At 70.2% G+C, this 14,594-nt stretch carries 12 protein-coding genes; 9 read left to right on the forward strand and 3 right to left on the reverse strand.

Features of this window, described 5'->3' with window-relative positions; all coding sequences use genetic code 11:
* On the reverse strand, window positions 1-748 hold a 748-nt coding region (locus ACTWQJ_RS29570), incomplete at its 3' end, for an MFS transporter (protein WP_443309589.1).
* Window positions 749-1,173: 425 nt separating this feature from the next.
* Here ACTWQJ_RS29570 and ACTWQJ_RS29575 point away from each other — a divergent pair.
* Both ACTWQJ_RS29575 and ACTWQJ_RS29580 read left to right on the forward strand, forming a co-directional pair.
* Complete coding sequence (locus tag ACTWQJ_RS29575; protein ID WP_443309590.1) at window positions 1,174-1,962, forward strand: ABC transporter ATP-binding protein; 789 nt, start codon at window positions 1,174-1,176, stop codon at window positions 1,960-1,962.
* On the forward strand, window positions 1,959-4,538 hold the full coding sequence (locus ACTWQJ_RS29580) for an ABC transporter permease (RefSeq protein WP_443309591.1): 2,580 nt from the start codon (window positions 1,959-1,961) through the stop codon (window positions 4,536-4,538). Before ACTWQJ_RS29575 ends, ACTWQJ_RS29580 begins: the two co-directional genes overlap by 4 nt.
* A gap of 91 nt (window positions 4,539-4,629) precedes the next feature.
* Here the strand turns inward: ACTWQJ_RS29580 and ACTWQJ_RS29585 are convergent, their stop codons facing one another.
* Window positions 4,630-4,905, reverse strand: coding sequence for a type II toxin-antitoxin system VapC family toxin (locus ACTWQJ_RS29585; protein WP_443309592.1), 276 nt, complete (start codon window positions 4,903-4,905; stop codon window positions 4,630-4,632).
* A gap of 184 nt (window positions 4,906-5,089) precedes the next feature.
* On the opposite strand from ACTWQJ_RS29585, the gene mfd reads away from it, so the two are divergent.
* A complete protein-coding gene (gene mfd / locus ACTWQJ_RS29590) occupies window positions 5,090-8,647 on the forward strand; it encodes a transcription-repair coupling factor (protein WP_443309593.1) in 3,558 nt (1,185 codons plus the stop codon).
* A gap of 188 nt (window positions 8,648-8,835) precedes the next feature.
* Here the strand turns inward: mfd and ACTWQJ_RS29595 are convergent, their stop codons facing one another.
* Window positions 8,836-9,021 (reverse strand): antitoxin, encoded by a 186-nt coding sequence (locus ACTWQJ_RS29595; RefSeq protein ID WP_129799901.1) that lies wholly within the window; start codon window positions 9,019-9,021, stop codon window positions 8,836-8,838.
* Between the two features lie 336 nt (window positions 9,022-9,357).
* Between ACTWQJ_RS29595 and ACTWQJ_RS29600 the strand changes: the two genes are divergently transcribed.
* From ACTWQJ_RS29600 to ACTWQJ_RS29625, 6 genes are all read left to right on the forward strand, one after another.
* Window positions 9,358-10,083 (forward strand): HNH endonuclease family protein, encoded by a 726-nt coding sequence (locus ACTWQJ_RS29600; protein ID WP_443309598.1) that lies wholly within the window; start codon window positions 9,358-9,360, stop codon window positions 10,081-10,083.
* Between the two features lie 59 nt (window positions 10,084-10,142).
* Complete coding sequence (locus ACTWQJ_RS29605) at window positions 10,143-10,682, forward strand: NUDIX hydrolase (protein ID WP_443309594.1); 540 nt, start codon at window positions 10,143-10,145, stop codon at window positions 10,680-10,682.
* Between the two features lie 58 nt (window positions 10,683-10,740).
* Complete coding sequence (locus ACTWQJ_RS29610) at window positions 10,741-11,484, forward strand: N-acetyltransferase (protein WP_443309595.1); 744 nt, start codon at window positions 10,741-10,743, stop codon at window positions 11,482-11,484.
* A gap of 186 nt (window positions 11,485-11,670) precedes the next feature.
* A complete protein-coding gene (locus ACTWQJ_RS29615) occupies window positions 11,671-12,309 on the forward strand; it encodes a hypothetical protein (protein ID WP_443309596.1) in 639 nt (212 codons plus the stop codon).
* A 38-nt stretch (window positions 12,310-12,347) separates the two neighbouring features.
* Window positions 12,348-13,832, forward strand: a complete 1,485-nt coding sequence (locus ACTWQJ_RS29620; RefSeq protein WP_443309599.1) for a serine/threonine-protein kinase — start codon at window positions 12,348-12,350, stop codon at window positions 13,830-13,832.
* Between the two features lie 143 nt (window positions 13,833-13,975).
* Window positions 13,976-14,594: SurA N-terminal domain-containing protein (locus tag ACTWQJ_RS29625; protein WP_443309597.1), on the forward strand; the 619-nt coding region annotated here is incomplete at its 3' end.

Consider the following 14,594-nt stretch of genomic DNA (forward strand, 5'->3'; position numbering starts at 1 on the left):
GTCCCGTACCGAGCAAGGCGATCGACGGCGGTGACAGCCAAGCCCAGGCGACTCCGCCCTGCACCAGCGCCGTGAGCAGGACTCCGCCGCACGCGAACACCACAAGGGCGCCCGCCCAGTCGACACGCGCGCGTGCGTCCGTTTTCCGTTGCGGCTCGTGCAGGTGGCGGACGATCAGCCACAGGGCGAGTCCGCCGATCGGCAGGTTGACGAGGAAGATCCAGCGCCAGTCGGCGTACGCGGCGAGGACACCGCCCACCGCGGGGCCGGCGACCGCCGACACCGCCCACACCGTGGAGAGCTTGGCCTGGATCTTCGGGCGTTCCTTCAGGGGGTAGAGGTCGGCGGCGAGTGTCTGGACCGTGCCCTGGAGTGCGCCGCCGCCGAGGCCCTGGACGATGCGGAAGGCGATGAGTGCCCACATGTTCCAGGCGAGGGCGCACAGGAGGGAGCCGAGCAGGAAGACGCTCGCGCCCACCACGAGGACCGGTTTGCGGCCGAAGGTGTCGGAGAGCTTGCCGTAGACGGGCAGGGTGACGGTGACGGCCAGCAGATAGCCGGAGAAGAGCCAGGAGAAGACGGAGAAGCCGCCCAGGTCGCCGACGATCTGCGGTACGGCCGTGGAGACGACGGTCGAGTCGAGTGCCGCCAGTGCCATCGACAGCATCAGCGCGGCGACGACGGCTCCGCGCCTGTCGGTCCCGGTGTGCTGTGCGGTGCCGCGTATCGCGGGTCTGGTGCTGCCCACGCAGATTCCTTCCCCTTGCAACTATCTGCCGTCGGACAGCTTCCCACTTGACCGTCACGCAACGGGAGGGTGGAGCCTGAGTGGGCCGATGGGTGGACCCGACCCTGAGAAGGACTCCGCCTGAGGGCGGACTGCCCCTAGGGGTCTCTCCGTACCAGGGCTCGGGGAGGGTTCGTACCGGCGGAGGACGAGACGGTACGGGGGTCGTCCTTAACCTGGCTTTACGCCGCGGGGGCGGTGCACCGCACCTTCGGGGGTGGGGTTTTCCTCAGTGCAAGACGGGGTTGAACACCATCGAACGTCACCCCTGCTTGCCGCGAGACTCATCGGCGTAGCACTTCGCACGACTTCACACGGCACGGCTCAGTACGAGCCGGCTGCTGACCGACTGCTGACCCACTGCTGACCGACATAGGAGACATACCGTGACATCGGCTGTAACCATTCCCAGGCACGGGGGCACTGGAGGGCGTACGGCCGTTGCCGCGCGGGCGCGGCAGGTCGTCAAGGCCTACGGGGCCGGGGAGACCCGCGTCGTCGCCCTCGACCATGTCGACGTGGACATCGCCCGCGGCCAGTTCACCGCCATCATGGGCCCGTCGGGGTCCGGCAAGTCCACGCTGATGCACTGCCTGGCCGGGCTCGACACCGTCACCAGCGGGCAGATCCATCTCGACGAGACCGAGATCACCGGTCTGAAGGACAAGAAGCTGACGCAACTGCGCCGGGACCGGATCGGGTTCATCTTCCAGGCGTTCAACCTGCTGCCGACGCTGAACGCGATCGAGAACATCACCCTGCCCATGGACATCGCCGGCCGTAAGCCGGACAAGGCGTGGCTGCAGCGGGTGGTGGAGACCGTGGGGCTCGCCGACCGGCTCAAGCACCGGCCGACGCAGCTGTCCGGCGGACAGCAGCAGCGCGTCGCCGTGGCCCGGGCACTGGCCGCGCGGCCCGAGATCATCTTCGGTGACGAGCCGACCGGGAACCTCGACTCGCGCGCGGGCGCCGAGGTGCTGGGCTTCCTGCGGCGGTCCGTGGACGAGTTGGGGCAGACCATGGTGATGGTCACGCACGACCCGGTGGCCGCCTCGTACGCCGACCGTGTGCTGTATCTCGCCGACGGCCGGATCGTCGACGAGATGTACAACCCGACAGCCGATCAGGTCCTGGACCGCATGAAGGACTTCGACGCCCGGGGGCGCACGTCATGACCGTGCTGAAGACCTCGATGCGCAACTTCTTCGCGCACAAGGGGCGCATGGCCCTGTCGGCCGTCGCCGTGCTGCTGTCGGTGGCGTTCGTGTGCGGCACGCTCGTGTTCACCGACACGATGAACACGACGTTCGACAAGCTGTTCGCGGCCACCGCGTCGGATGTCACGGTGAGCCCGAAGGGCGCCTCGGACACCGGTGAGACCACCGCCGACAACGGCAAGCCGCCGGTCATGCCGGCCTCCGTCGTCGACGAGGTCCGCAGGACGGAGGGCGTGAAGTCGGCTCAGGGCACCGTCTTCTCGACGTCGGTGACGGTCGTCGACGCCGACAAGGACAGCCTCTCGCCGTCCGGCGGCGGGCCGACCATCGTCGGCAGCTGGAACTCCAACGAGGCCCGCACGATGAAGATCACCTCGGGTTCCGCGCCCGAGGGCGCCGACCAGGTGATGACCGACGCGGACACCGCTGACAAGCACGGCCTTGAGCTCGGCGACGAGATCGGCGTCATCACCGCTGTCGGCACGCACCGGGCGAAGATCTCCGGCATCGCCGACTTCACCGTCACCAACCCCGGTGCCGCGATCTTCTACCTGGACACGAAGACCGCCCAGCAGACCCTCGTCGGTGAGACCGGCGTCTACACGAACGTCAACGTCACCGCCGCGTCCGGCTTCACCGACGCCCAGGTGAAGAAGAACGTCGCCACCGCGCTCGACGGCGGCTTCAGGGTGCAGACGGCCAAGGAGGTCGCCGACGCGAACGCCGAGGACGTCCAGGAGTTCATGGGCGTCATCAAGTACGCGATGCTCGGCTTCGCCGGGATCGCCTTCCTCGTCGGCGTCTTCCTGATCATCAACACGTTCTCGATGCTGGTCGCCCAGCGGACCCGCGAGATCGGCCTGATGCGGGCCATCGGATCCAGCCGCAAGCAGGTCAACCGGTCCGTGCTGGTCGAGGCACTGATGCTCGGTTTCGTCGGCTCCGTGCTCGGTGTGGGCGCGGGCGTCGGGCTCGCCATCGGGCTGATGAAGCTCATGGGCGCCATGGGCATGAACCTCTCCACGGACGACCTGACGGTCGCCTGGACGACCCCGGTGGTCGGCCTGGTCCTCGGCGTCGTCGTCACCGTCCTCGCCGCCTACCTCCCGGCCCGCCGCGCCGGCAAGGTCTCGCCCATGGCCGCCCTGCGCGATGCGGGCGCCCCGGCCGACGCGAAGGCGGGTGTCGTACGGGCCGTGCTGGGCCTGCTGCTGACCGGTGCCGGCGGATTCGGGCTGTATCTGGCGGCCGCTGCCGACAAGGCGAGCGAGGGTGCGCTGTGGCTGGGCGCGGGCGTGGTGCTGTCGCTGATCGGCTTCGTCGTCATCGGTCCGCTGCTCGCGGGCGGAGTCGTCCGGGTGCTCGGCGCGATCGTGCTGCGGATGTTCGGGCCCGTCGGCCGGATGGCCGAGCGCAACGCGCTGCGCAATCCGCGCCGTACCGGCGCCACGGGCGCGGCGCTGATGATCGGGCTGGCCCTGGTGGCCTGTCTGTCGGTGGTCGGCTCGTCGATGGTCGCCTCGGCGACGGAGGAACTCGACAAGAGCGTGGGGACGGACTTCATCATCCAGTCCGACAGCGGCCACCTGATCACCCCGCAGGCGGTCACGGCCGCGAAGGACGCCGACGGCGTGGACCGCGTCACCGAGTACAAGTGGACCAAGGCCGACTTCACGACCCCCGACGGGAAGACGTCCAAGGACACCGCGATCACGGCCGCCGACCCGTCGTACGCGCAGGACCTGCGGGTCGAGACCGTCGCCGGCAACCTCGACGACGCCTACCGGCCCGACTCCATGTCCGTCCACGAGGAGTACGCCAAGGACCACGGCATCCGCCTCGGCTCCGAGATCGCCGTCGACTTCAAGGACGGCTCCACCGGCCGGCTGACCGTCCGCGCGATCACCAGCAGCGACGCGGTCATCGACCAGGGCGCGATGTACACGTCGATCGACACGCTGGCCACGTACGTCCCCGCCGACAAGATCCCGCTCGACACGGTGCTGTTCGCCTCGGCGAAGGACGGCCAGGAGGCGGCGGCGTACACGGCACTGAAGGCGGCGCTGGACGACTACCCGCAGTACACCGTGCGCGACCAGACCGACTACAAGGAGGCCCTGAAGGACCAGATCGGCCAGCTCCTGAACATGATCTACGGCCTGCTGGCCCTCGCGATCATCGTGGCCGTCCTGGGCGTCGTGAACACGCTGGCCCTGTCGGTGGTGGAGCGGACCCGGGAGATCGGCCTGATGCGGGCGATCGGCCTGTCGCGCCGGCAGCTGCGCCGCATGATCCGCCTGGAGTCGGTCGTGATCGCCCTCTTCGGTGCCCTGCTGGGCCTGGGGCTGGGCATGGGCTGGGGCGCAACGGCGCAGCAGCTGCTCGCCCTGGAGGGGCTGAACGTCCTGGAGATCCCGTGGCCGACCATCGGCGGGGTGTTCATCGGCTCGGCCTTCGTCGGCCTGTTCGCCGCCCTGGTACCTGCCTTCCGGGCGGGCCGGATGAACGTCCTGAACGCGATCGCGACGGAGTAGCCGCTCTCTGAGAACCACCACACACGGGGGTTGTGGGGGAGGGTCCCGGTGCTGGGGGAGTCTTGCGGACTCCCCCGGTGCCGGGCCCGCTTCATGCCCGCAGGAGCGGGACGTCGTACTTCTGGATCCAGGTGTCGCGGGTGATGAGGGTCAGGCCTTCCAGTTGGGCCTGGGCGATCAGTACGCGGTCGAAAGGGTCGCGGTGGTGCAGGGGAAGGTTTCCGGCCTGGATGCCGTGTTCTCCGGTGATCGTCGGCTTCCGCAGTCCGCAGTTCCAGGCACGCTCGGGCAGATCGGGAGGGCCTTCGAGTTTGCCGAGGCGTGCCCTGACGGCGAGTTCCCACGGTGTGACGGCACTGTGGACCAAGCCGTTGGTCCAACGGAGTCGCCTCCCCCCTCACGGGGCCAGTGTCATCACTCCCCCGGGTGACAACCGCGGCCGCGACGTACTCTGGAGACCCCCGGCCCGCCGCGCGTGTCGGGCGGTTCGCGTTGCCCACCCTTTGTCATCCCCCAGTCAGCCCCTGTCATCCAGGACGGAAAGCCTCTCCATGAGCCTGCACGGTCTGCTCGACGCCGTCGTCAAGGACGCCGCACTCGCGGAAGCGATCAAGGCGGCCTCGGACGGCAACCGGATGCACGTCGATCTGGTCGGCCCCCAGGCGGCCCGCCCCTTCGCGGTCGCGGCCCTCGCCCGCGAGAGCGGCCGCCCGGTGCTGGCGGTGACGGCGACCGGGCGCGAGGCGGAGGACCTGGCGGCGGCGCTGCGCTCGCTGCTGCCGCCGGAGGGAGTCGTTGAGTACCCGTCCTGGGAGACGCTGCCGCACGAACGGCTGAGCCCGCGCAGCGACACCGTGGGCCGGCGCCTCGCCGTGCTGCGCCGACTCGCCCACCCCAGCACCGACGACCCCGAGACCGGCCCGGTCTCCGTCGTCGTGGCCCCCGTGCGATCCGTGCTCCAGCCGCAGGTCAAGGGCCTGGGCGACCTGGAGCCGGTGGCGCTGAGGACCGGGCAGACCGCCGACCTGAACGAGATCGTCGACGCCCTGGCCGCCGCCGCGTACGCGCGCGTGGAGCTGGTCGAGAAGCGGGGCGAGTTCGCCGTACGCGGCGGCATCCTGGACGTCTTCCCGCCCACCGAAGAGCACCCCCTGCGCATCGAGTTCTGGGGCGACGACGTCGAGGAGATCCGCTACTTCAAGGTCGCCGACCAGCGGTCGCTGGAGGTCGCCGAGCACGGCCTGTGGGCCCCGCCCTGCCGTGAACTTCTGTTGACGGAAGACGTCCGCACGCGCGCGCGTGCCCTCGCCGAGGCGCACCCCGAGCTGGGCGAGCTGCTCGGCAAGATCGCCGAGGGCATCGCGGTGGAGGGCATGGAGTCGCTCGCGCCCGTCCTCGTCGACGACATGGAGCTGCTGCTCGACGTACTGCCGAAGGGCGCCATGGCCGTCGTATGCGATCCGGAGCGGGTACGCACGCGTGCCGCGGATCTCGTGGCGACCTCGCAGGAGTTCCTGCAGGCCTCCTGGGCGGCCACCGCGGGCGGCGGGGAGGCGCCGATCGATGTCGGCGCGGCCTCGCTGTGGTCCATCGCCGACGTCCGTGACCGGGCCCGCGAGCTGGACATGATGTGGTGGTCGGTGTCGCCGTTCGCGGCGGACGAGGAGCTCACGGAGACGTTTGCCGCCGACGCGGCGGGTGACACGCTCAAGCTCGGCATGCACGCCCCGGAGACCTACCGCGGCGACACCGCCAAGGCGCTCGCCGACACCAAGGGCTGGCTCGCCGACGGCTGGCGCACGGTCTTCGTGACCGAGGGGCACGGCCCCGCCGCCCGCACGGTCGAGGTGCTCGGCGGCGAGGGCATCGCGGCCCGCCTGGACGCCGACCTGGGGGAGATCTCCCCGTCCGTGGTGCATGTGGCGTGCGGCTCGATCGACCACGGCTTCGTCGACCCGGCGCTCAGGGTCGCGGTGCTCACCGAGACCGACCTGTCCGGCCAGAAGGCGGCCGGCCGCGACGGCGCCCGCATGCCCGCCCGCCGCCGCAAGACCATCGACCCGCTCACCCTGGAGGCGGGCGACTACATCGTCCACGAGCAGCACGGCGTGGGCCGCTACATCGAGATGGTGCAGCGCACCGTGCAGGGCGCCACGCGCGAGTACCTCGTCGTGGAGTACGCCCACGCCAAGCGCGGCCAGCCCGGCGACCGGCTCTACATCCCCACCGACCAGCTGGAACAGATCACCAAGTACGTCGGCGGCGAGGCCCCGACGCTGCACCGGCTCGGCGGCGCCGACTGGACCAAGACCAAGGCACGCGCGAAGAAGGCCGTCAAGGAGATCGCGGCGGACCTCATCAAGCTGTACAGCGCGCGCATGGCGGCCCCCGGGCACACCTTCGCGCCGGACACTCCGTGGCAGCGCGAGCTGGAGGACGCCTTCCCGTACGCGGAGACGCCCGACCAGCTGACGACCATCGCCGAGGTCAAGGAGGACATGGAGAAGTCGGTCCCGATGGACCGCCTGATCTGCGGCGACGTCGGCTACGGCAAGACGGAGATCGCGGTCCGCGCCGCCTTCAAGGCCGTACAGGACGGCAAGCAGGCCGCGGTCCTCGTGCCGACGACGCTGCTGGTGCAGCAGCACTTCGGGACGTTCAGCGAGCGGTACGCGCAGTTCCCGGTGAGCGTGAAGGCGCTGTCGCGGTTCCAGACGGACACCGAGGCGAAGGCGGTCCTGGAGGGCCTGCGGGAGGGCTCGGTGGACGTCGTCATCGGCACACACCGCCTCTTCTCCTCCGAGACCAAGTTCAAGGACCTGGGGCTCGTCATCGTCGACGAGGAGCAGCGGTTCGGCGTCGAGCACAAGGAGCAGCTGAAGAAGCTGCGGGCCAACGTCGACGTGCTGACCATGTCGGCCACGCCGATCCCGCGGACCCTCGAGATGGCCGTGACCGGCATCCGCGAGATGTCCACGATCACGACCCCGCCGGAGGAACGGCACCCGGTGCTGACCTTCGTCGGGCCGTACGAGGAGAAGCAGATCGGCGCGGCGATCCGGCGTGAACTGCTGCGCGAGGGCCAGGTCTTCTACATCCACAACCGGGTGGAGTCCATCGACCGCGCGGCGGCCCGGCTCCGCGAGATCGTCCCCGAGGCGCGCATCGCCACCGCGCACGGGCAGATGTCGGAGTCGGCGCTGGAGCAGGTCGTCGTCGACTTCTGGGAGAAGAAGTTCGACGTGCTCGTGTCGACGACGATCGTCGAGTCCGGCATCGACATCTCCAACGCGAACACGCTGATCGTCGAACGAGGGGACACCTTCGGTCTGTCGCAGTTGCACCAGTTGCGCGGGCGCGTGGGGCGTGGGCGTGAGCGCGGGTACGCCTACTTCCTGTATCCGCCCGAGAAGCCGCTGACGGAGACCGCCCACGAGCGCCTCGCCACCATTGCCCAGCACACCGAGATGGGTGCCGGCATGTACGTGGCGATGAAGGACCTGGAGATCCGCGGAGCCGGAAACCTCCTCGGCGGCGAGCAGTCGGGGCACATCGCGGGCGTGGGATTCGATCTGTACGTCCGGATGGTCGGCGAGGCGGTCGCGGACTACCGGCGTCAGCTGGAGACCGGCGAGATCGAGGAGGAGCCGCCGCTCGAGGTCAAGATCGAACTGCCCGTCGACGCCCACGTACCGCACGACTACGCGCCGGGTGAGCGCCTCCGGCTTCAGGCCTACCGCTCCATCGCCTCCGCCAACACGGAGGAGGACATCAAGGCCGTACGGGAGGAACTCGTCGACCGCTACGGCAAGTTGCCGGAACCGGTGGAGAACCTCCTCCTGGTGGCGGGCCTGCGCATGCTCGCACGCGCGTGTGGCGTCGGCGAGATCGTCCTCCAGGGCAACAACATCCGCTTCGCGCCGGTGGAGTTGCGGGAGTCGCAGGAACTGCGGCTCAAGCGGCTGTACCCGGGGACGGTCATCAAGCCGGCGGTCCACCAGGTGCTGGTGCCGCGCCCGAAGACCGCGAAGGTGGGCGGGAAGCCGTTGGTCGGGCGGGAGCTGCTCGGGTGGGTCGGGGAGTTCCTGGCGTCGGTTCTGGGGTCTTGAGGCCGCCGTACTGCGGCGCGCAGGACCCTGCCGTTGGGGCGCGGCCCTGATCGCGGGGTGAAGGGCGCACGAAGCCGCCCGCGGGTGGTGGAGTACCGCGGACGGCCTCTGTTTCAAGGTGGTTCAGCGGGCCGCCATCGGGGAGTCGTGCCCCGTGGCCGGCCAGATGTCCTCCGTGGGTCTCCGGTCTACGGCTGCTCGGGCGGCCGGTCGCGGTCCATGCCGAGCTGCCCCTCGATCTTCTGCTGGGCAGTGTCGACTTGGCCCTCGTACTTGTTGCCCGTCTTCTCGTTGACCTTCTTCTCCGCGGCGTCGGACATTTGCTTGGCCCTGTCCTGGGCCCCCTTGTGCCTGAACCTGTCGAAGATGCCCATCCAGAGCTCCTTCCGGAGATGACTCAAAACCGACGATACGCCCGACTTGCGAGGAATGCAGGGTTTGGGGCAGCTGTGGTCTGGACCTCTCGGCCGTTACCGTGGCATCAGGCACAACCGACCCGTACGGGCGGCCAGGGCAGGCAAGGGAAGGGGCGCACCGTGACGCGTCTGAGGGGCGGCGCCGCGGCCGCCGCGGAAGCGGCCCTCACGGCCGCGGAGACACTCACCGTGAAGGGACGTGCACCGAAGAGCGGCCACGACCGCGAACGGTTCGGCTCACCGTGGGCGGACACCGACACCAACAGGTTCGGTACCCGCTTCTTCCGCGCGGCGATGTTGGCAGCTGCCGTGCTCCTCGTCTCGGGATGCGAGGGACTCGGCGAAGACGACTCCTCCACGGGATCCGGGCCGACTGCGCCTGCCGGGCAGGCGGTCGGTCCGCTCAAGAACCCAGACGGTACGAAACCAGGGCTCGCGCCCCTGACGACGGACGCGGACAAGGCCGCGGCCCGCAGGCTCATCGGGGAGCTGTCCACGAAGGGGCGGGGGCCGAAGACCGGCTACGACCGTGACGAGTTCGGCTACGCATGGATGGACACGGCCGAGGGTGTGCCGCTGGCGAGGAACGGGTGCGACACGCGTAATGACTTGCTGAAACGCGATGGTCAGAGCATCCAGTTCCGTGCCGGTTCCGACTGCGTGGTCGTCTCGATGAAGCTGCACGACCCGTACACGGGCAAGGACCTCGCCTGGAAGAAGTCGAAGGCCACCGAGGTGCAGATAGACCATGTCGTGCCGCTGTCGTACGCCTGGCAGATGGGTGCGGCTCGCTGGAACGAGGAGAAGAGGCAGCGGGTGGCCAACGACGTGCTGAATCTCCTGCCGGTCTCGGGCTCCACGAACTCCGCCAAACGCGACTCGGGACCGGCGTCCTGGCTGCCACCCAGCAAGGCGATCCGCTGCTCGTACTCGGTGCGGTTCGCGCAAGTGGCGCTCAAGTACGAGCTGCCTGTCACAGCGGCGGACAAGAACATGATGCTCCAGCAGTGCGGCGCTTGAGCTTCCACCTGTTTCGCGGCCTGCGGCACTGCTGTCGGAGCGGTGTGGAACGGTGTGTCATGGGCGAACTGGTGGAGCAGGTCGACGATCAGGATCGGGTACTCGGAGTTGTCGAGCGGGACGAGGCGGTGCGAAGTGGGTGGCTGCACCGCGTTGCGACGACCGTCTGCCGTCGTCCCGATGGGCGGATCCTGGTGCATCGACGGCCGCGCACCGTGTCCCGCTTTCCGGGGCAGTACGACTGGCTGGTGGGCGGAGCCGTGGACGTCGGCGAGTCCTACGGGGATGCGGCAGCACGGGAACTCGTCGAGGAACTGGGCGTCAGAGCGTCACCGAAGTTCCTCTTCAAGTACCTGTGCCGTGGGGCCATCAGCCCCTACTGGCCGGCGCTCCACGAAGCAGTGATCACGGACGAGCTCGTTGTGGACCCGTCGGAGATCGCATGGCATGAGTGGCTCACCCCCGACGAGTTCCATGAGGCCGGACAGCGCTGGAGCTTCGTGGAAGACGGGCTCGATGCATTGAGGCGGTACCCCCTCAACCTCTCCACGGCGGCAACCCCACGAAGGCACCGCCCCGCTTCCACGCGGACCGAGTGAGGCCGGGGTGCGCGAAAATCCGTTCCGCTGCCGCCGGGCCGCCGCCTAGCGTGGCCGTATGGAGCTGAGGGTATCGAGTCTCGCCGAGCGGCCGGACATGCTCGACCGGGTGGCCGGGATGGCCAACACCTGGCCGAAGTTCGTCATCAACGACCCGGTGGGGGACGCCTACTACGGGCAGATCGCCGCCGAACTGCCGCAGTACGTGCAGTTCGCCGAGGACGAGACCGGCGAGGTCGTCGCGCACGCTCACAGTGTTCCCTTCGCGCTCGCCGCCGAGGGCCGCGGCGAACTGCCCGCCCGTGGCTGGGACGAGGTGCTCCTGTGGGCGTTCGCCGACCTGCGTCACGGGGTCCGCCCCGACACGGTCAGCGCGATCTCGGTCACCGTCGCCCCGCACGCCCAGGGCCTCGGCCTGTCCGGCCGCATGCTCACAGCGATGCGCGACAACGCCCGAGCCCTCGGCTTCAACGAGGTCGTCGCCCCCGTCCGCCCCAGCGCCAAGCACCTGGAACCCCGTACGCCCATGGAGGAGTACGCCCGCCGAGTGCGCCCCGACGGGCTCCCACACGACCCCTGGCTGCGCGTCCACGCCCGGGCGGGCGCCACCGTCCACTCCGTGGCGCCGGCGTCGATGGCGGTGGCCGCCTCGCTGCACGACTGGCGCCGCTGGACCGGACTGCCCTTCGACACCGCAGGCGACATCGAGGTACCCGGTGCCCTGGTGCCGGTGCGCTGCGAGCCGGAGCAGGGGTTCGCGGTGTATGTCGAGCCCAACGTGTGGATGCGGCACCGACTGTGAGCGGCACGGGCCGGCGAGTGGTTCGCGGCGGACCTCTCCGACGGCAGTGATCAGTGCGACAACGGTTCGGTACAACCCGGGACCGCTTGTCGGTGTCGACCTATACGCTCGATGCGACAATCGCACGACTGGCGTTGTCCGACGCCGGCCGGCCTCGTACGCCCACCTCAGGCACCAGGAGCAGCCATGCATGGCCACGGCTACACGCAGCCGGTGAAGCAGCCGCCCCCGACGGCGTGGCTGGTCCTCCTGCGTGTGCTGTTCGTGGCGATCTCCGTCCTCAGCCTCGGGTTCCTGACCTGGACGATGCTGCTGCGCCTGGCGATCGTCACCCGCAGGTCGCTGGACTGGGGCCTCTTCGTGGCGGTGCTGGCCATCGACATCCTGGCCGTGGTGCTGCTCGGCAGCGAACCCGGCGAAGAGATCCACACCGCGGGCGGCTGGACCGGCCTCGCACTGCTGCTGGGCACGCTCGTGGCGGTGATCGCGTACTACCTCGCCGCGGACGTACGCCACTTCCACCAGCTCCGCTACGGTGGCGGCTACGCCCCGCAGCCCACCGCGGCGTACGGCTACCCGCAGCCGCCGGCCCAGGCTTCGTACAACACGGCCACGACCGTCCCGCAGCCCCCGCTCACCCGAAGCGCGCACACCCCGCCCCCGATACCCCAGGCCGCCACGCCCGGCCCGCCGATACCCGCCCCGCCGCCCCAGCGCCCCGCGCCGGCCCGGATCGACCAGGTGCGTGCCGAACTCGACGAGCTCAGCGACTACCTGCGCAAGCAGGGCGGCCGGCCCGACGGCGACCACGAGGGCGGACGGTGACCGTGACGACAGCACGCGTCGTCGCCGGCCGCTACGAACTGGCCACGCTCATCGGACAGGGTGGCATGGGCCAGGTCTGGACGGCCTACGACCAGCGGCTCGACCGGCGCGTGGCGGTGAAGCTGCTGCGCCCCGACAGGGTGGCCGGGCAGGAGGCCGACGAGTTGCGCCGCCGGTTCGTGCGCGAGTGCCGGGTGACCGCGCAGGTCGACCACCCCGGGCTCGTCACCGTGCACGACGCGGGCAGTGCGGGCGAGGAGCTGTTCCTCGTCATGCAGTACGTCGACGGCGCCGACCTCTCCGACCATCTCGCCGAGCACACCCCGTACCCGTGGCAGTGGGCGGTCGCCGTCGCCGCGCAACTGTGCGCCGTGCTGAGCGCCGTGCACGCGGTGCCGATCGTGCACCGCGACCTGAAGCCACGCAACGTGATGGTGAAGCAGGACGGCACGGTCACCGTCCTCGACCTGGGCGTCGCCTCCGTCATGGACACCGACACCACGCGCCTGACGCACACCGGTTCGCCCATCGGCTCGCCCGCCTACATGGCGCCCGAGCAGGCGATGGGCGGCGCGGTCGGCCCGTACACGGACCTGTACGCACTCGGCGTGCTCCTGCACGAACTCCTCAGCGGCGACGTCCCGTTCGCGGGTTCCACGGCGCTCGGTGTGCTGCACCGGCACCTGTACGAGCCGCCGCTGCCCGTGCGCCGGATCCGCCCCGAGGTTCCCGAGGCACTCGAGGCTCTCGTCCTGCGCCTGCTCGCCAAGGACCCGCAGCACCGGCCCGCCTCCGCGCAGGAGGTGTACGAGGACCTGGCGCTGCTCCTGCCCGCGCGCGGCACGCCCACCGGGGCGCCCCTCGACCCCACGCGCCCCTTCCTGCGCCCTCACGCCCCGTGGCCCGACCGCGCGCGCACGCCCGCTCCCCAGCCCGCCCCCGTCACGCCGGTCGCCGAGCAGCCGGACGTCGCGAGCGCCGTCGACGAGGTCAAGCGTCTCCTGGGCGAGGGACGCATCACCCAGGCCGTGGACATCCTCGGCGCGATCCTGCCCGCCGCCGCGCAGCAGCACGGCGAGCACTCCCCGGTCGTCCGCACCCTGCGCAAGCAGTACGCGGCCACGCTCATGGACGACGGCCAGTACCGGCGCGCGCTCCCCGAACTGCGCCGCCTCGCCGACGAACGTGCCGCCGAGGCCGGCCAGGCCGACCCGCAGTCCCTGCGGTTCCGCTACGAGGCCGCCCAGTGCCTCGAACAGCTCGGCGAACCGGCGGCGGCGCTGGCCGCGTACCGGGCACTGCTGCCGTACTACGAGAACCAGTACGTCTCCGGCGACCCCGAGCTCTCCCACGACGTACGCCGCCGCATCGGCCACCTCCTCCTCGCCGTCGGCGACCGCGCCGCCGCGCACGACACGCTGGCCAGGCTCCTGCACGACGTGGAACGCCTGAACGGTCCCGGGCATCCGCTCGCCGCGGAGGTGCGCCGGACCCTGCAGTGGCTGGGCCAGGTGCGCGGGTAGTCCTCCTGCGGCCGGGTGGCGCGGCGGTGCCCGAAGTCCTGGTGAATCGTTGGTCGAATGGGTTGGCCAGAGCTTGCCCACTGCCTACCATCGATCACCGCAAGACTTTGTGCACCGTCGCACAATCTCCTCGGGAGGTTTCCTTGCACCGCCGTCGTCGCACCGCGCTCCTCCTGTCCGCCGCGATCGCCGTGGCCCCCCTCCTCACCGCCTGCGGAAACGATGCGCACCCCGGTGCGGCGGCCGTCGTCGGCGGTCAGCGGATCACCGTGTCCCAGCTCGAGAGCAGGGTGAACGAGGTACGCGCGGCGCAGCGGGCGGCGGTGAACGACGAGGCGCAGTACGCGCAGGCCGTCGCGGGCACCGGCACCCTGTCCCGCGACACCCTGCACAACATGGTCCTGGACCGGGTGCTGCACCGCGCCGCCCAGGACGCCGGCATCACCGTCAGCCGCAAGGAGGTCCAGGAGATGCGGGCCGGCCTGGAGGAGCAGGTCGGCGGCCCCAAGGCACTTCAGACGGCCTGGCTGCAGCAGTACAGCATTGCGCCGGAGCGGCTGGACGAGAACCTCCGCCTCCAGCTCGAGGCCCAGAAGCTCGCCGCGAAGCTCGGCACAGACACCAGCCAGCCGGCCTTCTGGAACGCCCTGTCCAAGGCCTCCGAGAAGCTGGACGTCGACCTCAACCCGCGCTACGGCACCTGGGACGTCCAGCGGAGCAGCCGCGTCGACCAGCAGGCGCCGTGGGTACGGGACGTCACGA

It is taken from the genome of Streptomyces sp. KR55 (assembly GCF_052245645.1).
Lineage (GTDB): Bacteria > Actinomycetota > Actinomycetes > Streptomycetales > Streptomycetaceae > Streptomyces > Streptomyces flavusporus.

Bases quoted from the DNA above. Each gene is read 5' to 3' on its own strand.
- ACTWQJ_RS29580 (WP_443309591.1), top strand. From the start codon at position 1,959: ATGACCGTGCTGAAGACCTCGATGCGCAACTTCTTCGCGCACAAGGGG.
- mfd (WP_443309593.1), top strand. From the start codon at position 5,090: ATGAGCCTGCACGGTCTGCTCGACGCCGTCGTCAAGGACGCCGCACTC.
- ACTWQJ_RS29595 (WP_129799901.1), bottom strand. From the start codon at position 9,021: ATGGGCATCTTCGACAGGTTCAGGCACAAGGGGGCCCAGGACAGGGCC.
- ACTWQJ_RS29600 (WP_443309598.1), top strand. From the start codon at position 9,358: ATGTTGGCAGCTGCCGTGCTCCTCGTCTCGGGATGCGAGGGACTCGGC.
- ACTWQJ_RS29605 (WP_443309594.1), top strand. From the start codon at position 10,143: ATGGGCGAACTGGTGGAGCAGGTCGACGATCAGGATCGGGTACTCGGA.
- ACTWQJ_RS29610 (WP_443309595.1), top strand. From the start codon at position 10,741: ATGGAGCTGAGGGTATCGAGTCTCGCCGAGCGGCCGGACATGCTCGAC.
- ACTWQJ_RS29615 (WP_443309596.1), top strand. From the start codon at position 11,671: ATGCATGGCCACGGCTACACGCAGCCGGTGAAGCAGCCGCCCCCGACG.